Raw genomic sequence first — 20,463 nt, 5'->3', positions numbered from 1 at the left:
TATCTTCTACGGCTATCCGGCAGTATTTTTCCCCGCGCTCTTCCGCTATCCTGGCATCGATGCTGACGGCGAGCGGGCCTGTCGAATGCTTGACGGAGTTGCCCAGGAGGTTGATGAATACGTCCTTGAGTAGTGCGTTCGCCCTGACCCGGTACGTCTCCGGCGGCCGGTAATCGATGCGGATGTCCCGGCCCGGCACATCGCGGAACTGCACGGCCACATCCTCAAGCAGGGCTGTCACGTCCAGGATCTCGGGCTCGTACTGCCCCATCTTCTCCCGCTGCATCTTCCGCACGTTGTCGATGAGCTGAGAACTATTCTTCAACGAATCCATCGCCTTATCCAGCAGAACAATGTTGTCCTCACCGAGCCTGCCATTCATCTCGATAATATCATGGGCCAGCTCCAGGAAACCCATGCTGACCTGGTTCATGTTGTTAATGTCATGGCCCATCAAATCCACATAGAGCTCAGCCTGCAGCTTAGCGGCTTTTAACTCTTCCTCAACTCGCTTACGCTCGGTGATATCGCGGACAAAAGCGAAGCAATATTCCTTTCCCTCATATTCGAAATAATTGGATGTTATTTCCACCGGGAATACCACTCCGTCCCGGGTCCTGTGCTTTGTTTCAAAGGTAAGAAAGCCGTTCTTCTTCAGATCACTAAAAGAAGCGAGCCATATTTCAGGGGAATAAGTAGGATCGAAATCCCAGACGCACATGCCCAGCAGCTCATCCCTCGAATAGCCGAGAATATTGCAGGTGACATCATTAACATAGATGACCAGGCCATTCGAGTCCATCCAGAATATCTCGTCCGAGGCCTTATCGACGGAAAACTGGGTAAGCTGTAATGCTCGTTCTATCCGCTTACGCTCGGATACGTCGAGGGCCATTGCCAGCCCTGCCGGTTTTCCCCCGTACTCGATGATGCCCGTCGTGAAGTCCACCCAGCCCTCCCGGCCGTCCTTTGCACGGTACTTCACCTCGTATTGGCCGGGTAATCGATCGCCCTGCTGCCTTCTCTTCGACCTATCCTTCACCAGCTCTTGAAACTCGGGGTGGACCCACCCCCAAGAGTCCCCAGCTAAAAGTTCGTCCCTCGAATAGCCGGTCAATGCCTCGGCCATGGGGTTCACGTAAATGTACTTATCGCCCTGGTAGAGGAAGATCGAGGCGGGGGATGTTTCCGCCACCACCCGGAACTTGTTTTCGCTCTCCCGCAACGCCTCCTCTGCCCGTCTGCGCTCTGTAATGTCTAAGAAGAGTCCCACCATGACCTCCTGGCCGTTGATCGTTAGCTTCACCGCATTGATTATCACGGGAATGCGCCGGCCATCCCGGTGCTGCACCACCGTCTCGAAATTGGCGGCTTTGCCTTCACGTGCGTTGCGAGCAAATGCCTCATGGCGCTCTGCCGCCATCTCTGCCGGGTGCAATTGCGTCTGGTTCAGGCCCAGGATCTCCTCGTGGGTCCTACCGATCAGTTCTTGGGCCTTCGAGTTGCAATCGATGATCTCCCCGGTCGCAGCGTCTGCGATAAAGATCGCCGTGCCGGCGCTGTCAAACAAGGCTTTGAACTTTGCCACGGAAGCCATTAACTCCTCTTCGGCCAGCTTGCGCTCGGTGATGTCGCGCACGGCTCCTCGCGAGATCAGGTCGTTGTCTTCGAGGCTATACGTCGCTGTGACCATGAGCCAGAGGACCTTCCCGTCCGGGTGCACCACCCGGTAATCGAACTGGGCAGAAAAACCTGGCGTACTGCGGGCCTTCTCGTGTGCATCCGCCATCATGCGCCTGACCGCCTCACAGTCATCGGGATGTATCCTCCCAAACCACGTATCAAAGGTCAGCGATGAACTCGGATCGATCCCGTATAGCTCGTACATCTCGGGGCTAAAGTACATCCGGTCCCGGTCGACGTTCCACTCGTAGAGGCCGACGTGTCCGGCCCGGCTCATGCGCCGTAACCGCTCCTCGCTCTCCCGCAGCGCTTCTTCGGCCTGCTTGCGCCCGGTGATGTCCCGTGTCGTGATCAAGATACCGTCTACACCCGGTACGCCGATCATGTTCTTGCCGACCGTTTCTACGTCCAGGTACTCACCGTCGGCTTTCCTGATCCGGAACTCGGTGGGTCTCCCGGAATTTTTATTATCATAAACCTCGCCCAGGTCGTTCTGAACCCGATTCAGATCGTCAGGATGAACGAAATCAAAAGGAGACCTCCCCAGTGTGTATCCGGGCGGATACCCCAGGAGCTTCTGGGATGACATCGAATCGAAGATGATCAGCCCGTTCCTATCCAGGATCCGGATGATGTCAGACGAGTTCCGGATTAAAGCCTGGAACCGTATCTTGCTCTCCCGCAGCGCCTCTTCAGCCTGCTTGCTCCCGGTGATGTCCCGGGCGATGGTCGAGGCCCCCACGATTTGGCCGGAATGGTCGATGATGGGCGATATCGTGATCGACACGTCGATCTTGCGGCCGTCTTTCGTCTCTCTCACTGTCTCGTAGTGCTCGACGTGCTCGCCCCGCCGGATCTTAACGAGGATGTCCATGACCTCGCCCTTGCGATCACCCGGCACTATGAACTCGATCGGGCGTCCGATGGCCTCGCCGGCAGAATATCCGTACATTCGCTCGGCGCTCTTATTCCAGCTTGTGATGATGCCGTCGAGCGTCTTGCCGATGATGGCGTCGTCGCTGGAATCGACTATGGAAGCAAGCCGGTAAGGTGCTTCTTCGCAGCTACGTAAGACGGCCATCTGTTCCCTCAGGTCCTGCAATTCCGCTAAAAGCTGTCCCCTCGTCTTATACTCATCCCGTGTGACGGGAGCGTGTTGGCGGCTCATAATAATCTACTAGTAAAAAAGTGTTGAGGCCCGAATATTTATATATTTTCAGCCACCCCGCAACTGCTCGTAAAAAAAATATCGTATCCGAGAAAAATGCATGATTTTACTGTTCCAAGAATCGAAGATTATAGTACACTGTATTTATCATCCTTAAAAATGAAAAACAATATACGATGGCACAAGTCTCGAAGCCCTCACAAGAGGAGCTAAAGAAAAAACTTAACCCCATGCAATACAATGTCACGCAGGAGCAGGGGACGGAGCCGCCTTTCCAGAACGAGTTCTGGGACAACAAGCGGGATGGCATCTACGTAGACATCGTCACGGGCGAGCCCCTGTTCAGCTCGAAGGACAAGTTCGACTCGGGCTGCGGCTGGCCGAGCTTCACGAAGCCGATTGGAAAGGTCGAGGAGAGGCAGGACAAGAGCCACGGCATGGTGAGGACGGAAGTAAGGAGCAAAGACTCGGACTCCCACCTCGGCCACGTCTTCGACGACGGCCCGGGGCCGACGGGCCTGCGGTACTGCATCAACTCGGCGGCGCTGCGCTTTATACCTAAGGAAGACCTCGAAAAAGAGGGCTACGGGGAATATAAAAAGCTGTTCAAATAGCTCTAACGAAAAACAATATGCCCTATGACCCACATTATTAGTTGACTTTATGTTATTCAGCGAGCTAGTGGATGTTTTCGAAAAATTGCGCCGCACGGCGAGCCGCCTGGAGAAGACGGCCATCGTCGCGGATTTAATCCGGGGCGTGCCGGCCGACGACCTGCCCGTCATCGTCACATTCCTGACCGGCCGGGTCTTTCCCCTGTGGGATGAGCGCAAGATCGGCATTGCCAGCCAGACCATCATCAAGATCATATCGACCATCACATACAACCCGGAGGCGAAGGTCGTCGAAAGCTACAAGAATACGGGACATCTGGGCGTCACGGCCGAGGAGATGTTCCAGAAGCGCAGGCAGACCATGTTCTTCGAGGCGGAAGCGATCATGGTCAGGGACGTCTACGACACGTTCGTCGAGATCGCTAAGCTAACGGGCGCCGGCTCGGCCACCAAGAAGCAGAAAGTCCTCATCGGACTATTACGCAGGGCCACGCCCAAAGAGGCGGAGTACATCGTCAGCCTGGCAATGGAGTACGTGCTCTCGGGCGCTAAGGAGGGCGTCATGGAAGAGGCCATAGCCCGGGCGTTTAACGTCCAGGTAGACCTTGTGCGCAGGGCCAGCATGCTTACGAGTGATCTGGGCGAGACCGCGAAAGTGGCAATGGCCTCGGGCGATACCGGCCTCAATGCTATCAATATCCGCCCTATGCGCCCCGTCCGCCCCATGCTTGCCCAGAACGTGGCCAGCATCCAGGAAGCGCTGGACGTCATGGGCGGGAAGGCGGACTTCGAGACCAAGTACGACGGCGCCCGCCTGCAAGTCCATAAAAAGGGCGACGAAGTGCGGCTCTATAGCCGGCGCCTGGAGAATCTTACGGACGCCCTGCCCGAGATCGTGGCATATGTCCGGCAGAGCGTAAAGGCCGACTCGGCGATCCTGGACAGCGAGTGCATCGCGACGGACCCGAAGACCGGCCGCCCCGTGCCCTTCCAGAACATTTTAACCCGGCTGCGGCGGATCTACGGCGTGGAGGAGAAAAAGAAGCTGTTCCCCCTGTTCCTGCGGCCCTTTGATATTCTTTACATCAACGGCGAGAGCGCCATCGATAAGCCTTTCACGGAGCGCCGGCGGATCCTGGAGACGGCCGTCGTGCCGCTTGACGAGACCCTGAAGCCCGCGCTGGCGCTTATAACGGACGACGTCAAAGCCGCACAGGATCTGTTCAAAGCGTCCCTGAAGAGCGGAAACGAGGGGCTCATGGCCAAAGATTTGAGCGCCACTTATACGCCCGGCGTCCGGGGCAAGAAGATGGTCAAGATCAAGGAGGTCCTGGACACGCTGGACCTGGCCATAGTTTCCGCGGAATGGGGCCACGGCCGCAAGGCCGGGTGGCTCACGTCCTTCGAAGTGGCCGCGCTGGACGAGAACTCGGATGAGTACCTCGTCCTGGGGCGGGTCGCGAGCGGGTTCTCGGACGAGCAATTGCAGGAGATGACCGAGCGCCTGAAGCCGCTGATAACGGCGGAACAGGGGCGTATCGTGGCCGTCAGGCCGGACGTCATCGTGGAAGTGAAGTTCCAGGAGATCCAGAAGAGCCCCATCTATTCGAGCGGCTATGCTTTACGCTTCCCGCGGCTGGTCCGTGTCAGGGATGATCTGAGCCCCGAGGAGGTAAACTCCTTCGGGCGGGTGATGAATATCTACGATATATCCCACGGCATCGGCGTTAAACATGTGGAAGCGCAGCCCGATGGAGCGCCAGGAGAGCCTTGATTTTAGTTCAGTTAGCGACGCAAATAAAAACCGAACCATCCAGCGAAAGGCATAAGCACGATTGAAAAATTGTTATATCTTACCAGAAGTTACCCTTATAAGCCTTCGATGCGGCACACCCGAGGCACCGTTTGCTCGTATAGTACTCGCATAACGCGCAATCATGGCCGCACGGCGTCATACTCCCCTTCTCCACGTTCAGCTTCACGGGCTGTATCATGTCCTTGATAGTCGTTACGACGACGCCCATGTCCACGTCAGTGACCGAGGGGTCGCTACGGATGTGCTTATCGACGATGGCCTCCACGGACGAAATGTCCTCGGCGATGAAATGCATGCACACGTTCTCTTTACCGGAGACGATGAAACCATTTAAAAAGTAGGGGCAATCCTTGAACTGATTAATTAGTTTAATCGAATCTTTGGTGGTGACGTCGACCTTGGCCATCTTGAGGCCGACCTTCATCAGGTTCATGCCGGCGATGGTGGATATGACGCCAGTTTGCTTAAGCTTGGAAATGCGGGCGCCCACGGTGGGCTGGGAGAGCCCGACCTGTTCTGCGATCTCGACTTGCGATACGTCCGGGTTTGTCTCGAAGAGCGAGACGATCTTTCTATCTTTTTCATCCAGGTCGACCGTGTTCCATCTCCCCTTTATTAAGTAGAGCATTTATTTTATAGGTACTTATATGATGCGGCTTATTTTTTAATGCACACAGCGATGACATTTTTAAATAACGGGATAATTGCCTTTAAAATAATTGGCTGCTATATATATTAAGCATTCTGTCGCTTTGAATCAAAAACCATATATATGTAAAATAACACTTTAAGGCTACGTCGGATTTTTGTGGGGCCATAGGGTAGCCTGGTCCATCCTTCAAGACTGGGGGTCTTGAGACGCCGGTTCAAATTCGGCTGGCCCCACCATTTTTCCTGGTGATAAGCCGTCATTCTTTTACGATATTTTTTTACCGCTCTTTCTTGTATCACAGGATAAATCGGTGTGGGCCATATTTCTATATATGGGATGGACGGCTGTATCTTGCGCCTTAGCTCTAACCTTACTTCTCGCCGGGACGGCGTCGGCGGATGCGGGGCATTTCGGCATCAGCTTCCGGGACTGCCCGGAGACGGCAAGCTCCGGGCTCCAGGCCGCCCTTGATGCGGCCTACGGCCGCGTGAACGGCACATTCGGCACATGTCCCGACCATGTCGAAGTGGTCATCATTAGCGACGGAGCGATGGATAAGGTCGGAAAACATGTGGACTCCTTCTCGGGGTGGAACAAGGAATTCAGCGCCATCGTCCTGCGAAATAGCTCGATTAATAATTGCTCATCGCTGCCGGTCCTGGCATCCCACGAGCTAACGCACCTGGCAGTTAACGAGATGCTATCAAAAAAAGACCCCTCGGAGTACCACTGGATGGAAGAAGGCATTTGTACCTGGATCTCGCGGGAGCCACTCGACGATGCCGACGTGTCGCATTATATCGTGGGGCACGGTTTTCTGGATACTGCCGGGATCTACGATGCCATAAAGAGCGAGGACTGCGCCGTATCGAAGAACGGCTACATGCAGTCATATAGCCTGGTAAAATACATGGAAAGGCGCTACGGCCTCGAAATCATAAAAAAGTTGCTGGAGTGCCCCGAGGAAAGCTTTGACGCCGCCTTCCTGCAGTGCACCGGCGTAAGCTTCGCCTCATTCTATGGCGACTGGAAAACCCGGGTCATGGCCTCAGGGCGGGAGTGATGGGCCCGCCCGGGAGGCTAAGCCGTTAAAATTTCGGGAACTGGCTGAAGATGCTCGAAAGGTCGAACGAGAACTTCGGCATAATGTCATTCAGCGTCGGCATCTTCGGGAACGTTATCCCGGACGGTAAGCCGGTGCCGGCCGAAGGTGCTGTCACCTTTACCGTCAGCGAATATTTTTTCTCGCTGCCGGTCAAGGGCTCCCAGGGGCGCTTGTAGATGCCCTGGACTTTGTACGTGCCAGCCTTCGTGGCCTGGATCGTCCATATGTGATATCCTCCACTGCCTATCAGGCCGGTACTGGCGGAAACATAATCGTCATTGATCACCTTAAGCCCGTCTCCGACCGTCAAATTCCACGAGTAGCCCGTCGACGGGTTCTCGTCGAGCTTTACCGTGAACGCGTCTCCACTATTCACATAGATCGTCTTGCCGCTGTCGCTGGCGGTGTACGTGCCCTGGGCCAGCGCAGGCAGTGCCAGCGCCACGGATACCATCAGGATGAGCGGTAAGACGAGTAATACATCCATTAACCTCCTCATAGTTAATAACCCGCTATACAAACTATAATATTTTATTTATTGAATAATTAAAAAATTGTGGTTTTAAAGGTCATTTTAATCTTATTTATGAAAAATTACCTTTTTTATGGCTGCGTTAAGTACGGATTCATTCGTAGTTAATTTGGAAATTTGACCAAAAAGTTAAATAAACATAATGGCGATTATAGCTTGCTAAACAATAGCATGACCGGGAAGTTCATTATCCAGTTTGCCCCCTAGGACAAATGACCCACCCGGTCATAACACTTATTGCCGTAATTGCCGGCTAAACTTAAACTAACTAAGCGGTTAATAAATGTTTTCGTCATCAGTCGATTTTGACGTTAAAAATCCATTGCTTATCGATAACTTTTTACCGTATTTACCAAACAAAGAAAAATATTTCATTAATATATATGGATTATTCTTCACTAACCATATATTTCATGCCCCGGGCGCGCCCGCCACAAAAATCTCATGCGGGAGTAAAAAAGGCCGGGAAGGTATGAAAAAAGACAGACAACGAATATAATTTTCGATGTGCACCATTTCATAGAAATTATTTATCTTATAATTGGGGATAAATTCCTAAATTTCGCGGATTCAATCGAAAATATTATTAATACCTTGAACAATAATTTCTTATGTAGTAACAATATGTTCATCAGACGGTGACTAAATGAGTGAAAAAAACAGGGTATTGGCGGGTAAAGTCATCAACTATATAGAAAATTGCGGCTCTGCATCAAGCAATATTAAGGCGCTCGTGCAGGCGGGTAAGACGGTCGTCTCTATAGACCTCGAGTTCTTCCAGTACGAGTTCGTCATGCAGGAGTACCCTGTGGGAAGTGCCGTGGACATCACGTACTACGACGGCTCATGGCATTTCCAGGGTGCCCATGAAAAGAGCCTCACCGCGTTTACGAAGGCGATCCAGAAGCAGGCCTCCTATTTCAAGAAGGGAACGGCCGTGCCGGCACAGGTAGAGCTTTCCGAGCCCGCCGATATACAGGGGGACATTGACTACGTCATAGGCCAGATCGGCACCTTCGATATGGACATACAGTCCGACCAGACGCTTAAGGGCATGCGATGGCTAGAGAGAAAAAGCTTCAACTACACCTGATACTCTTTTTATTGATCCTTTATTCATTATGAATGGCTATATGCATCTTCCATAGGGCCATATCATGAGGATAATAACTCTAACTCTATGTTTTGCCATATACGGACACTATCATCACTCTGCCGGACACGCCGCCCGGCTTCAGGATTCGCGGAGTTTCCAGCAGCCACGCTTAAAGGCATGCATGACGTGAAACTACAGAGAAGAAGGTGTTTAGCTGAATAGACGGAACAGCCGGGGCCGTCCAGGCGAGAGCGAGGTTATCACCCGTGTCAGGACGCCCAACAAAAAAGACCGGGAAGTGCTTGGCACGGTCATCAGCATGCTCGGGGCCAGCCGCGTGGTCGTGCGATGCATGGACGGAGTCACCCGCATGTGCCGGATACGCGGGAAAATGAAGAAGCGCGTCTGGGTGAGGGAGGGCGACGTGGTCATCGTCGTGCCCTGGGAGATCCAGGACGAGAAGGGCGACGTTACGTGGAGATACACGGGGCCGCAGGTAAGCTGGCTGGAGCGGAAAGGATACTTGAAAAGCCCCTGAAGCATGACGTATTTTCCTCTAAAATCATTTATCCTGATGCCCGCGTACTATTATCCGGTGATAAAAATATGTGCATAAGTTGCGGATGTGGACAGCCTAATAATAATCACGGTAAAGAAGAGCTCATCACTATGGACGAGCTCCAGAAGGCGGCGAAGGCGGCCAACCAGTCGGTGGACGACGCGGCCCGGAACATCGCCGAATCGGTCGGGCTGAACTGTAAAAAGTGAAGCCCTTTTTTTATTCTCTCTGCCACTTAGCCAGGGCTACTCTAAGGATTTTTAATCTATCCGAAATTCTCGTGTTTCAAGTCCTTAACGATATTCTAACCGGATAAGTCATTTTTATGCAGAGCAGGACTGCACCGCGCCGCTTTATCGTCATGCTGCTGGCGCTTGATGAAAAATAATATCCAGCCATTTTTTTACTTATCAAAAAGATATATTTACATCTTATGAGTAATTGCCATATTATATCCCCGGGTGTCACGATGGCTGGCGATGATGACATTAATTCAAGGCTCCGTGAGGGCGATATGTCCGAAAAAAAAATCCGGCATAAGACCGCCGAGGCCGCCCTCATAGAAAGCGAGGCCAAGTTCAAGGCAGTCTTCGATAATGCCGCCATCGGGATCTCTATCTCCGGGCCGGACCGCCGCCTCATCGACAGCAACCTCGCGCTACAAAATTTTCTCGGCTATAGTCCTGGCGAGCTGCAGGGCATGGACTTTTCCGAATTCACGTATCCCGTTGACGCCGAGAAGGACGTCGAGATGTACGGAGCCCTGGTCGAGGGCCAGATCGACCATTACCGCCTCGAAAAGCGCTACATCAGGAAGGATGGGAGCTTAGTATGGGGACGCCTGACTGTATCGGCCATGAAGGGGGCAGATGGCAAATTCCAGTTCGCCGTACGCATGCTGGAGGATATCAGCGAAAGCCGGCGCATGGAGGACGAGCTCCGGGAAAGCGCGACTTTCCTGGCAAAGGCCCAGGAGCTCGCTCATATCGGCAGCTGGTCCTGGGACCTGAGGACGGGCCGCCTCAAGTGGTCCGATGAGAACTACCGGATCTTCGGGGCCAGGCCGCAGGAGTTCCCCGTCGATTACGCGACCTTTATAGAGCTCGTCCACCCGGATGACCGGGACATAGTCATGGGCGCCATTACCGCCTCCCTGCAGGGTAACATGCCCATCGATATCGAGTACCGGATCATAGGCCGCAACGGCGAGAAGCGGATCATCCGTGACGTGGGCGAAGTCGTCTTCGAGGACGGCGAGCCCGTCCAGATCTATGGCACGCTCCAGGACATATCCGAGCGTAAGCTCGCCGACGAGGCACTGCTGCTCGCCAAGAACGATGCGGAGCTGTACGTCGACCTTATGGGGCATGACATCAATAACATGAACCAGATCACCATGGGCTTCCTGGAGCTGGCCCGGGATATCCTGAGACAGGAAGGCTCGCTCAGCGCCGAGAACGTGGAGCTGCTGGATAAGGCGTACGAGTCGCTCCAGAACAGCTCGCACCTCATCGACAGCGTACGTAAGCTCCAGAGGGGAAAGGCCGGCTTTTACTGTATGTCGCCCCAGGACCTGGACGCGATCATGGGTGAGGTCGTCGCCGGGTTCAACGATGTTCAAGGTCGGGACATATCCATCGTTTATGCGCCTTCGGGCCGGTTCTTCGTGAGCGCGAACGAGCTTTTAAAGGACGTATTTATGAGCCTCGTGGGCAACTCGATCAAGCATTCCCGGGGCGCCCTCGCCATCAGCATCAGCGCCGATAAGCTGGTCCAGAGTGGTAAGGTCTATTGCAAAGTGGTGATCGAGGACAACGGGCCGGGCATCCCCGATGGCCTGAAAAAATCGCTCTTCGACCGCCTGAACCTGGCGACAACGAGGGCCAGGGGTAAAGGCTTCGGCCTCTGTTTGACAAAGATGCTCGTCGACGATTACGGGGGAAGGTTCTGGGTCGAGGACCGCGTTGAGGGCGACTACACTAAGGGGTGCCGTTTCGTGGTCTTGCTGCCCGCCAGCGGCCAGTGATCACCTTTAATCCTCGGTTCCTTTTCCTTTTTCGATCAGACTCTTCACTTTTTGCCCGCCTTTTTCACCGCCCTTATGCCCGATCTGCTTGTAGAACTCGTGGCCGTGGGTCTTCGCCGTCTTCTCTCCGCCCTTCCGCCCTATCTCCTCGTAGAACTCTTTTCCATGGGATTCGGCCGTCCTCTCTCCTCCCTTACGGCCGGCCTCCCCGACGGTTATATCGCCTTTGTTCTCGCTCTTTTTCTCCGGCATATGATAACCTCAATTGTGCTTGTGGCCGTGTGTTCATAACTACGTGCGCCGAATAAGACAATGCGGGGGGCGCTTCGCCGCGTTTTTCCCTCAGGCGAAAAGATTTCTATATATGGCTCCTTAACATGGAAAAGCTGAGAATGACTCCCGGAGTATAAGCATGAAAGTAATGGCTATTATGGGCAGCCCCCGGGGCCGGGGCGCCGGATACAAGGTAGTAAGGCTCATCGAGGAACAAATGAAGGCCATAGGCCCCGTGGAGTTCGAGTACCTGTTCCTGAAGGACGCGGACCTGAAGCCCTGCATCGGCTGTTTTAACTGTGTCTCAAAGGGCGAGGATAAGTGCCCGCTCAAGGACACACGGGCCGATATAGAGAAAAAGATGCTCGAGGCAGACGGGATCATCCTCTCGTCCCCCGGCTACGTGCAGAACGTGAGCTGGCTCATGAAGAACTTCATGGACCGCTTCGCCTACACGAACCACCGCTTAAGATTTTTTCGGCAGAAGGTGCTGCTCGTGGCCAATTCCGGCGGCGCCGGCCTCAACGAGACGCTTTCCGCCATGCGCATCGCCCTCGGCGGCGCCCGGGTTGTACACGAGCTGGGCGCGGGCACGCCCCCCTGGCCGCAGACCATCGGCGCCGTGGCAAAGAAGGAAAAGGCGATCAACATTGCAGCGAATAAATTCTACCGGGCCTGCCTGGACACGTCCCTGCCCTCGCCCATGTTCCGCGAGTATATGCGCTTCCTCATCCAGCAGCGGGTCGGCATAGAATGTAAGGAGTGGCTGCCCGCGGATTTCGAGTTCTATAGCGGCAAGGACTACTTCTACGATACAAAGATAAACCCGGTAATGGCGTCCGCCGCAAAGGCGATTGTCGGCATCGCGCTGAATATGATGAAGGACATGGGCCCGGGCGTTGTAAAGTGGCCCCTGGAAAAGAAAGAAGTAAGCCCCGTGATAAAAAATTAAAGTATATCAAGGGGCTGGCAAGGTCCGGTCAGCCCCTCGAAATTCTTTCTTATATTTTCGAGTCTATGGTCTTCAGCGGTACGGGCGCAGCATTCGCCGGGAACTTCGTCCCGCCCTTTAAGGCGTCCTGCAGGTCGGCCCGGAACTGCGCGTTACCCGTTATTTTCACCGTACGGTCGGCCCTGGACTTTATAGCCGTGACGGGCGTATCCAGCTTATAGGATTTACCCGTGCCGTCGGGCAGGTACACGGAGAAGGCCGAGAACTGTATCTGCGTGGAGTTATTATCGAGCCGCTTCATGCTGATGCCCTTCGCCGCGATCACGGCCGAGCCTCCGGCGACATTGATCTTAGCGTCGTTGTAGCTTACCGTCGGCGGCCGGTGGTGTCCGCCTCCCGTCCTGTCCTTCATGCCCATTTTCGTCTTTGAGACGACGGCCGTATCGTTCGAGAAGTAGTACTGGACCGCGACGGGCGTCGTGTAGTTCATGGTCGTCACGTTACCGGACTTATCCTTCACCGCCGAGCTCAGGATGTTGAAGGTCACTGAATTGCCCGTCATACCGGTCACCTGGATCGTATGGTACACGGTATCGACGTCCCAGTTCTTTTTGCCTCCCCAGTGGAACGCCTTTACGTTCGCATCATGCGACGCCACGGCCGCGACTGATACGAGCATAAGGGAAGCCACGAGAAAGAGAGCCAATGCTATTTTTATCTTTTGTCTCTGCACTATCTATCCCCTAGTCGAAATAAGATTGCATAATAAAAAATATATGTGAATATTGTAGCGTATGTTGGTACGGACTTAGCACTCCTATATTAGACTTCTAAATAAATATTAATAATAAGTCGGGCTCTATGTCTTTTTGAATAGTGGGTTTTTTATCATGGATTCGGCCCTTAAAATTTTTATTAGCTCTACGACGTTTCTCTCCTGCCCACGACCATAGTAGAATACGTCCTTATCCATGAGCGTTGTCAATACCAGTACTCTTTTTATCTGAATGAAGAACGCCAGTAAAGATAGCACGGAAAGGGCGACAGCCAGGATCGTTAAATCCGTGAAAGCGCTCCCAATAGCCGTACCGATCGCCCCGGCGGGGCCCGAAAAATCGGCCACGGACGAAATGCTCTGCATACCAGGCATCAGGCTATAGTCAAAGCCTCCGGAACCCTGGTATGCCGGAGGAATGGTGGCCGATGTGATCTGGCCTACGAGCGAATTGGTATATTCTGACAGGCTATTCGCTCCCTGAGCGACAAGTGCGGGCAGGGCGAGGCCGATACAGGCGAATATGATCGATGCCAGGATCGCGTACATTGCCCTCTTGCCCCACTTCCAGTCAATGGACCAGCCGTTCTGGATCGACGTCAGGAATCCGTAGCCGATGTCCCGGCACTGCCCGTTACGCACGTGTATGATGCGCCTGTCCGTCGCCGCCAGCTCTTCGCTGCCCAATAGTGTTCTCCTGGCCAGTGAATAGACGACTTTTTCGCCCGCGCAAAGATAGCTCTCGATCGATGGTATATCCTACCCTCCTCGAACTTACAACTCTATAAAATAATATAAAAAAGCTATTATTTATAGCTGGGGCGATTTTTAATGAATTTTAAGGCATGGCAGGGCTGCCTTACGGCAGCATTATTTCGCTCTCAGGCTCATGACAGTCATTATGACTTTTCCTTTGAGGCTCCTTTCGAGGACGATGGCGTGGTCGTCGCACATCTCGTGGCAGCAATAGCAGCGGATGCATTTATTATAGTCTATAGAAGGCTTTTTATTGACGACGGTAATGGCCTTCACCGGGCAACTGCGCATGCACTTCATGCAGCCAACGCATTTGCCCTTGATGATGCGCGGCCGAAGCGCCATTTCCTTCACCATTGACGCAACTCTCGTCAGACCCTTATTGTGGCCAGTGCTGCTCAAGCTGGTGCCTGCGAAAGTGGACGGGCATTTGTAGTCTTTTACGGTGAGGCTTTCCAGGGCATCGCCGACGACGGCCACGTCGCTGAAGTCCTCTTTTAAGTATCCTCTTTCTATGGCAGCCATGAGCGTCGGTATTCTCCGGAGGTCCAGCGACATGAGCCTGGCCGTCGCCACGTCGATGGCGCTGTAGTCCCCGCTCGCCAGCACGGCTCCGATCTTCCGGGGCGTGCCGCTGTGGGGGCCGTCGCCCTCCATGCCCATGATCGCGTCCATGACCTGGAGCTTCGGCTTCGCCACCTCGTTCAGGTCGATCATGACACGGCTGAAATCGTCCGCGTTCTGGAAGTTCGCGTGGTAGACCGGCTTGTCCAGTCCGGGTATTAGCCCGAAGATGTTCTTCGCCGCCCCGCTAAGGTTGGTCAGCGAGTGTGTCTTTGCCTTCGATACGACGACGATCGCGTCCGCCTCGATGGCCGGCTTGATGATGGAAAAGCGCTTCATCAGCCTGCCCGAGGGCGCCATGACGCCTTCAAAGCCAGTGTCATAGTTCAGGGGTATTCCCAGCTCTTCCGATACCTCCTCAAATCCGGATACGGCATATGCCTTTTTGAGCACGCTCTTCGTATACGGGAGCCCTGATCCCGGGCTGTCGCCCATGACGACACGGCAGCCGTGCTCCTTGAGCAGGCGGGCGACGGCATAGACAACGTCCGGGTGGGTAGCTATGCAGGTGTCGGGCGCCGATCCCTGGAGCATATTGATCTTGAGAAAAACACTCTGGCCGGGCGATACGAACTGCCCGACCCCTCCGAGCGTCCCGATAGCTTTTTTCACCGCTTCATATACGCGGCTTCTGCCATACTCCTCGCAGCGCACAATCGATACGGTTTTAGCGTTTTTATCCATGTCAGATCATCACTTTTTACTCCAGGCTTAATATGACAGCGCCGGAGTGCCTCGACAGCCCGCCGGCATCAAGCTCGACCTCGCTTGTGCCGAGCTTTTTCGCCCCGCCCATGGCCTCGATGAACGGCTCGACGCCCTTGATGGGCAGCTTAATGCCGCCCGTGTTGTAGTGCATCGGTATTATTACCGGGGACTTGAGCTGCTTCCCGACCTCTGCCGCGGTCTTCGCATCGATGGTGAAGAACCCGCCGACCGGCAAAAGCAGCACGTCAACGCGGCCGATATCTTTAACCTGTTCCGCCGTCAGCAGGTGCCCCAGGTCGCCGCAGTGGCAGACGCTGATGCCATCGATATCTACCTTGAAGATGATGTTCTTGCCCCGCTGGGAGCCACCGGACGCGTCATGGGCTGTCTGTATGCCCTTGATCTCGATGCCGCCCTTTTTGAAAGTGCCCGTCTTATCGACCAGCGTATAGGGCCCCTTTACGGCCTTAACATAATTATGGTCCCCGTGCTGGTGGCTGACAGTGACGATGTCGGCCTCCGTATCCGGCACTGCCTTGCCTATCATCTCATCATACGGGTCCATGAGCACGCGGACGCCCTTCGAGGACGTCAAAAGAAAACAAGAATGGCCTAACCACTTGAGCTTCAATCCATAAGCCTCCTCTACTTTATTATTGATGTTAAGCCTTAAATCCTTATTGTGCTCACTCGTAGAACGGCGCGTCCACGACGCCATAGTATTTTTTCGCAAAAAATGTGAGCGGCAACATTGAGAGCCAGCATATCTCCGGCAGCACCGGGGAAACGAAGGCAAGCGGTATCGTGGAGAGGAAAACGGCGGCCGGGATCAGGTTCCGGGCCATGACCATGCCGACGAGCCTCCCGTCGAGGTACGGGTCTATCAGTCGATGCCCCCGGACTGCATAATACCACATGGCGGACATGATGATCGACGTAATTGCCATGATGACCTGGTAGAAGACGACGACGTAGCTGCTGCTACTGCCATAGTCGCCGATCATCGAGGTTGGGAAGGGCATGAAGACGATCATAAAAAGGAAAACGATGTTCATGAAGAGCATAGTGCCATCAAACCTATGGAAATAACCGACCATGCGATGATAGCCCCGCCAGTAGAGGGCGATCACGAAAAAGCTGATGGCAAAGCCCAGGAGCCTGGGGAGCGTCTGGGCGAGGCTCTGGAGAAATATCGGATTGATATCAGCAATGCCCACTGGCAGCTCGGGCAGCCGGATATCGAGAACGAGGAGCGTAATGGCGATTGAAAAGACGGCATCGCTGAATAGTACTATGCTATCCCTGTTCAATCCCGGCTTATCTACCAGCAGCTTTTGTTTTACCTGGCTCATGAGGTCTAATCAAAAAATATCTGGCAGGCCCATATAATATACTTTACCGGCGCCCTATCCAAAATCGTTATTTAGTAACAGGCTAATGGCAGACTTATCAAGTGTGGAGAGGATCTACATAGAAAAACCGGGTACCAGCCAGGCGACCGCTCAAAGTACTGTGGAAAAGCCGAATCTTTTTAAAAACCGTAACTTCATACTGCTATGGCTCGGCCAGGGCACCTCGCTCATCGGAGACCAGTTCAACATGATCGCCCTGCCATGGCTGGTATTGCAGCTTACGGGCGACTCCGTCGCCCTGGGGCTGGTGCTCGCCCTGATGGGCATTCCCCGTGCCATTTTCATGCTCGTCGGCGGCGCATTGACCGACCGCTTCTCCCAGCGCACCGTCATGCTCGCCTCGGACATCGGGCGCCTGGTACTAACGGCCGCCCTCGCGGGCCTGATCCTCTACGGCCACGTCGAGATGTGGATGCTGTACGCTTACGCCCTCGCCTTCGGCACCATATCGGGCATCTTTCTTCCCGCTTCCTCGTCCATCGTGCCGAAGCTCGTCACGCGGGACGAGCTGCAGACCGGGAATTCCCTGGTCCAGGGTACCTCGCAGCTTAGCCTTTTCGTCGGCCCGGTGCTAGCCGGCGCCGTCATCGCATTTTTCGCAGCTGGCGGCGCAAAGTCGGCCATGGAAGGCATCGGGCTGGCCATTGCCATCGATGCGCTCACGTTCGTCGTGTCGGTGGCCACCCTGTGGCTGATGAAAGTGGATGCGGGAAATACTGCGAAAAACGATGATATCATCGGCTCAATCAGGGAAGGGATCGTCTTCGTCTTCGGCGACCCCACACTGCGTGCCCTGTTCGTCGTCCTGGCAGCGGTCAATTTCCTGTTTGTCGGCCCGTTCCTGGTCGGAGTTCCCGTCATCGCCAACGACCGGCTTGTCGAGGGAGCTGCCGCGTTCGGCCTCCTGATGTCCGCCTATGGCGGCGGGAATCTCGCGGGCATCCTCGCGTCGATGTCGATCAAGCCCAAGCCATCGATCACGGGATACCTGACCATGGGCATCATCGCCCTCTTCGGCATCGGCATCATCATCGTCGGCTCCATAACGTCGACGTGGATCGGCTGTATCGTCATGGCGATACTGGGCATATTCAACGGTTTCCTCGCCATCATGCTCATCACTATGCTCCAGAAGATCGCGCCGATGGCCATGATGGGCAGGCTCATGAGCCTGGCGATGCTCGCGTCGACCGGGCTCGTACCCGTATCACAGGCCCTCTCGGGATTTTTAATAAAATACGGGGTAGGCGAGCTGTTTGCTGCCTGCGGCCTGCTCATCATCGTCATGGCTGCCGGGATGCTCCTGCTACCGGAAATAAGGGGCATCGGCTCGAAGCTTCTATAGGCCGCAAAGCCTATAAGTAGTAGTACGACAATTCGTACTATTATGGCCCATAAGGAACCCGACATCGTGAGGATGGAAAAGTCCGTCGTCCTCCTGCAGATCATCGCCGAGAGCATCATGATCGGCAGCACCCGCAAGGACGGGCTTTCCCAGACGTACGCGGGCATTCTTTATCTCTCTTACTGGTGGGAGATGAAGATGCAGGACATCGCCAGGATCAGCGGCGTCACCAAGAGTACGGCCACACACTACATCGACTTTCTTGAGAAAAAGGGCTTCGTCAGGCGCGTGCACGACCAGGGCGACCGCCGGGATATCTATATCGAGCTGACCGACACGGGCCGGCAGTGGGTCGAGACGAACCACCAGCGGATGATGGATTACCTCAAGGAGTCCGAGTCCAAATTCACTAAAGATGAGTGGAAGACACTGATAAGCCTGATGGGCAGGCTCGTCGGCGGGCTCGACGAGAGGCCTTACGAAGAGCTTATCGAAGAAGCCATCTGCCTTAAACTCCATTAGCTGTTTTTTCCTTAACGTTGTCGCCATTTGCTTATTCTATATGTCTTAGCGCTAGTTTAGTACGATAATTATAACTGTATCATATATCTTATAGTACGAACAATCGAACATTATATATACTAGTACGAACTATCGTACTATCAGCGCCCGGCGTTATTCACGAACCGCATGCGGCACTAATTACGGTGATATCTCATGGAACAAGCATATGTCAAACAACAGGAGCGCGACAGCGCTTTCAAGGACCGCTACATAATCCTTGGCATCATCCTCGCGGGCATTCTCATGTCGGTGCTGGACGGCAACGTCGTCGGCATCGCCCTCCCGACGATCACGAGCGAATTCCACGTCGGCCTGGCCCTGTCCCAGTGGACGGCCACGGCCTACCTGCTGACGATGACGGCAACGCTCCTCATCTTCGGCAAGCTCTCCGAATACACGGGCAAGGCGAAGGTGTACATCGCCGGATTTATCGTCTTCACGCTCGGCTCGCTGGCCTGCGGCTTCGCCCCGGGCATCTACGAGCTGATCGGCTTCCGGATCCTGCAGGCCATCGGCGGAGCCATGGTCGGCGGCATCGGTGCCGCCATCATCTTCCAGGTCTTTCCGACTGCCGAGAGGGGCCGGGCGATGGGCTACATTGGCGCCGTCTCGGGCATCGGCTGCATACTCGGCCCCGTGCTCGGCGGCTTCCTCGTCGAGCACTTCGGGTGGGGCTCGGTCTTCCTGATCAACGTGCCCATCGGCATCGTCGTCATCGCGGCCGCGCTCAAGTACATGAAGGTCAGCGAGATAAGGGCTCCCTCGCTGAGCCTGGACTGGGTCGGCGCCGTGGCCATGATCGTCACCATGTCGTCCCTAATGCTCCTGCTGGACGAGATCAGCACGGGCTTGCAGGTCTCGATGCCGATGATCATATACACAGTGGCATTCGTGCTCGGCCTTGCCGCATTCATCGTGCAGGAGACCCGGTCTAAGGCCCCGCTGCTGGACCTCTCAATATTTATGGAAGTGCGGTTCACGCTGCCCCTGGCAGCGATGTTCATCTGCTTTACCATCAGCCTGCTGATGGGGATCATCGCTCCTTTCTACTTCGAGGGGGCGCTGCACTATTCGCCGTCCTTCGTAGGCATATTGCTCTTCGTGCCCCCGGCTATCATGATCGTGGGCGCTCCCCTGGGTGGCTGGCTGGTCGATAAAAAGCCCTGGAAATACTATAGCGCCCTGGGCATGGGAATTATGGCCCTCTCGTTCCTGCTCCTCGGCTACTTCGCTTCCCGCCTGGACTTGGCGATGATGATGACCTCGCTGGTAATCTACGGCATCGGCGAGTCCATTTTCACCAGCCCGAACAGCACCGAGACCATGAGCGCGCTGCCTCGCCAAAAGACCGCCATCGCTTCCAGTGCCTCTGCAGTGGCGCGGAATCTCGGCATGGCACTCGGCGTCTCTATGGGCTCCATCATACTGAGTCTGGGCATGCCATCTGGCGTCTTCAACGCAACTCCATCGACCATAGCCGCCGTAGCGGGTAACGGCATATACCTGGCCGGCGTGCTTTGTGCGGTCGGAGCTATGCTATCGTGGCTGCTCTACGCCCGCTCCAGGTCAAAAGCCGCCTTCATGGCCCCTCACACGGCCCAATAAAACACTATTTTTTATTTTCTTTTATCCATTCCCGGGCCTTTTCTTCTATCTGCTCCTTAGGCAGGTCTTGCGTATTCAGCTCTTTCAGGTAGCTGCGCAGCTCGAAGACCGACAGCTGCTTATGCTCCCTCACAACTTCTTCCCAGAGCTTGAAGGCCATATGGTAGATCTCGCCGTTGCTTAACATAATTATAAGTT

The 20,463-nt window shown here is 54.5% G+C and carries 21 protein-coding genes and 1 tRNA gene; 12 read left to right on the top strand and 10 right to left on the bottom strand.

Annotated features, from left to right (window positions below):
* On the bottom strand, positions 1-2,851 hold a 2,851-nt coding region (locus tag VMC84_RS03820), incomplete at its 3' end, for a PAS domain S-box protein (protein WP_325378301.1).
* 176 nt (positions 2,852-3,027) lie between these two features.
* Here VMC84_RS03820 and msrB point away from each other — a divergent pair.
* Together msrB and VMC84_RS03810 are read left to right on the top strand one after the other, a co-directional pair.
* Positions 3,028-3,465, top strand: coding sequence for a peptide-methionine (R)-S-oxide reductase MsrB (gene msrB, locus VMC84_RS03815; protein WP_325378299.1), 438 nt, complete (start codon positions 3,028-3,030; stop codon positions 3,463-3,465).
* 49 nt (positions 3,466-3,514) lie between these two features.
* Positions 3,515-5,239, top strand: coding sequence for an ATP-dependent DNA ligase (locus VMC84_RS03810; protein WP_325378297.1), 1,725 nt, complete (start codon positions 3,515-3,517; stop codon positions 5,237-5,239).
* Positions 5,240-5,318: 79 nt separating this feature from the next.
* Here the strand turns inward: VMC84_RS03810 and VMC84_RS03805 are convergent, their stop codons facing one another.
* Complete coding sequence (locus tag VMC84_RS03805) at positions 5,319-5,909, bottom strand: Lrp/AsnC family transcriptional regulator (protein WP_325378296.1); 591 nt, start codon at positions 5,907-5,909, stop codon at positions 5,319-5,321.
* Between the two features lie 182 nt (positions 5,910-6,091).
* On the opposite strand from VMC84_RS03805, the gene VMC84_RS03800 reads away from it, so the two are divergent.
* Positions 6,092-6,169: transfer RNA gene (locus VMC84_RS03800), tRNA-Pro, on the top strand.
* A gap of 95 nt (positions 6,170-6,264) precedes the next feature.
* Positions 6,265-6,996 (top strand): peptidase MA family metallohydrolase, encoded by a 732-nt coding sequence (locus tag VMC84_RS03795; protein WP_325378294.1) that lies wholly within the window; start codon positions 6,265-6,267, stop codon positions 6,994-6,996.
* 25 nt (positions 6,997-7,021) lie between these two features.
* Here VMC84_RS03795 and VMC84_RS03790 read toward each other — a convergent pair whose 3' ends face one another.
* The gene (locus VMC84_RS03790) at positions 7,022-7,537 is read right to left on the bottom strand and encodes a protease inhibitor I42 family protein (RefSeq protein ID WP_325378292.1); all 516 of its coding nucleotides are present in this window, start codon (positions 7,535-7,537) and stop codon (positions 7,022-7,024) included.
* 679 nt (positions 7,538-8,216) lie between these two features.
* On the opposite strand from VMC84_RS03790, the gene VMC84_RS03785 reads away from it, so the two are divergent.
* From VMC84_RS03785 to VMC84_RS03770, 4 genes are all read left to right on the top strand, one after another.
* Positions 8,217-8,663, top strand: coding sequence for a hypothetical protein (locus tag VMC84_RS03785; RefSeq protein ID WP_325378291.1), 447 nt, complete (start codon positions 8,217-8,219; stop codon positions 8,661-8,663).
* 217 nt (positions 8,664-8,880) lie between these two features.
* Positions 8,881-9,204, top strand: a complete 324-nt coding sequence (gene eif1A / locus VMC84_RS03780) for a translation initiation factor eIF-1A (RefSeq protein ID WP_325378303.1) — start codon at positions 8,881-8,883, stop codon at positions 9,202-9,204.
* Positions 9,205-9,272: 68 nt separating this feature from the next.
* Positions 9,273-9,434, top strand: coding sequence for a hypothetical protein (locus VMC84_RS03775; RefSeq protein WP_325378289.1), 162 nt, complete (start codon positions 9,273-9,275; stop codon positions 9,432-9,434).
* A gap of 305 nt (positions 9,435-9,739) precedes the next feature.
* Positions 9,740-11,251 (top strand): PAS domain S-box protein, encoded by a 1,512-nt coding sequence (locus VMC84_RS03770; protein ID WP_325378288.1) that lies wholly within the window; start codon positions 9,740-9,742, stop codon positions 11,249-11,251.
* 6 nt (positions 11,252-11,257) lie between these two features.
* On the opposite strand, the gene VMC84_RS03765 is transcribed toward VMC84_RS03770, so the two are convergent.
* Complete coding sequence (locus tag VMC84_RS03765; RefSeq protein WP_325378286.1) at positions 11,258-11,503, bottom strand: KGG domain-containing protein; 246 nt, start codon at positions 11,501-11,503, stop codon at positions 11,258-11,260.
* 160 nt (positions 11,504-11,663) lie between these two features.
* On the opposite strand from VMC84_RS03765, the gene VMC84_RS03760 reads away from it, so the two are divergent.
* On the top strand, positions 11,664-12,476 hold the full coding sequence (locus VMC84_RS03760) for a flavodoxin family protein (RefSeq protein ID WP_325378285.1): 813 nt from the start codon (positions 11,664-11,666) through the stop codon (positions 12,474-12,476).
* 49 nt (positions 12,477-12,525) lie between these two features.
* Here VMC84_RS03760 and VMC84_RS03755 read toward each other — a convergent pair whose 3' ends face one another.
* From VMC84_RS03755 to VMC84_RS03735, 5 genes are all read right to left on the bottom strand, one after another.
* Complete coding sequence (locus tag VMC84_RS03755; RefSeq protein WP_325378284.1) at positions 12,526-13,155, bottom strand: hypothetical protein; 630 nt, start codon at positions 13,153-13,155, stop codon at positions 12,526-12,528.
* Positions 13,156-13,335: 180 nt separating this feature from the next.
* Positions 13,336-13,938: a hypothetical protein gene (locus tag VMC84_RS03750; RefSeq protein WP_325378282.1), complete on the bottom strand. Its 603-nt coding sequence runs from the start codon at positions 13,936-13,938 to the stop codon at positions 13,336-13,338.
* Positions 13,939-14,121: 183 nt separating this feature from the next.
* The gene (locus VMC84_RS03745) at positions 14,122-15,315 is read right to left on the bottom strand and encodes a DUF362 domain-containing protein (protein WP_325378280.1); all 1,194 of its coding nucleotides are present in this window, start codon (positions 15,313-15,315) and stop codon (positions 14,122-14,124) included.
* A gap of 16 nt (positions 15,316-15,331) precedes the next feature.
* Complete coding sequence (locus VMC84_RS03740) at positions 15,332-15,970, bottom strand: MBL fold metallo-hydrolase (RefSeq protein ID WP_325378278.1); 639 nt, start codon at positions 15,968-15,970, stop codon at positions 15,332-15,334.
* A 55-nt stretch (positions 15,971-16,025) separates the two neighbouring features.
* Positions 16,026-16,691, bottom strand: coding sequence for a TMEM175 family protein (locus VMC84_RS03735; RefSeq protein ID WP_325378276.1), 666 nt, complete (start codon positions 16,689-16,691; stop codon positions 16,026-16,028).
* A gap of 85 nt (positions 16,692-16,776) precedes the next feature.
* Here VMC84_RS03735 and VMC84_RS03730 point away from each other — a divergent pair, with 85 nt between their 5' ends.
* The 3 genes from VMC84_RS03730 (at position 16,777) to VMC84_RS03720 (ending at position 20,265) form a co-directional block, all read left to right on the top strand.
* Positions 16,777-18,096, top strand: coding sequence for an MFS transporter (locus VMC84_RS03730; protein WP_325378274.1), 1,320 nt, complete (start codon positions 16,777-16,779; stop codon positions 18,094-18,096).
* Between the two features lie 42 nt (positions 18,097-18,138).
* Positions 18,139-18,618 carry a MarR family winged helix-turn-helix transcriptional regulator gene (locus VMC84_RS03725; RefSeq protein WP_325378272.1) on the top strand — a complete coding sequence of 160 codons (480 nt, stop codon included), beginning with the start codon at positions 18,139-18,141 and terminating at the stop codon, positions 18,616-18,618.
* A gap of 195 nt (positions 18,619-18,813) precedes the next feature.
* On the top strand, positions 18,814-20,265 hold the full coding sequence (locus tag VMC84_RS03720) for an MFS transporter (protein WP_325378270.1): 1,452 nt from the start codon (positions 18,814-18,816) through the stop codon (positions 20,263-20,265).
* Between the two features lie 4 nt (positions 20,266-20,269).
* Here the strand turns inward: VMC84_RS03720 and VMC84_RS03715 are convergent, their stop codons facing one another.
* Positions 20,270-20,452, bottom strand: a complete 183-nt coding sequence (locus tag VMC84_RS03715; protein WP_325378268.1) for a hypothetical protein — start codon at positions 20,450-20,452, stop codon at positions 20,270-20,272.
* Between the last annotated feature and the right edge of the window lie 11 nt (positions 20,453-20,463).

The sequence above is a fragment of the Methanocella sp. genome (assembly GCF_035506375.1).
In the GTDB taxonomy this organism is placed as follows: Archaea; Halobacteriota; Methanocellia; order Methanocellales; family Methanocellaceae; genus Methanocella.
Note: the sequence above shows the minus strand (reverse complement) of the source record. Positions and strands in the feature narration are given on the sequence as shown.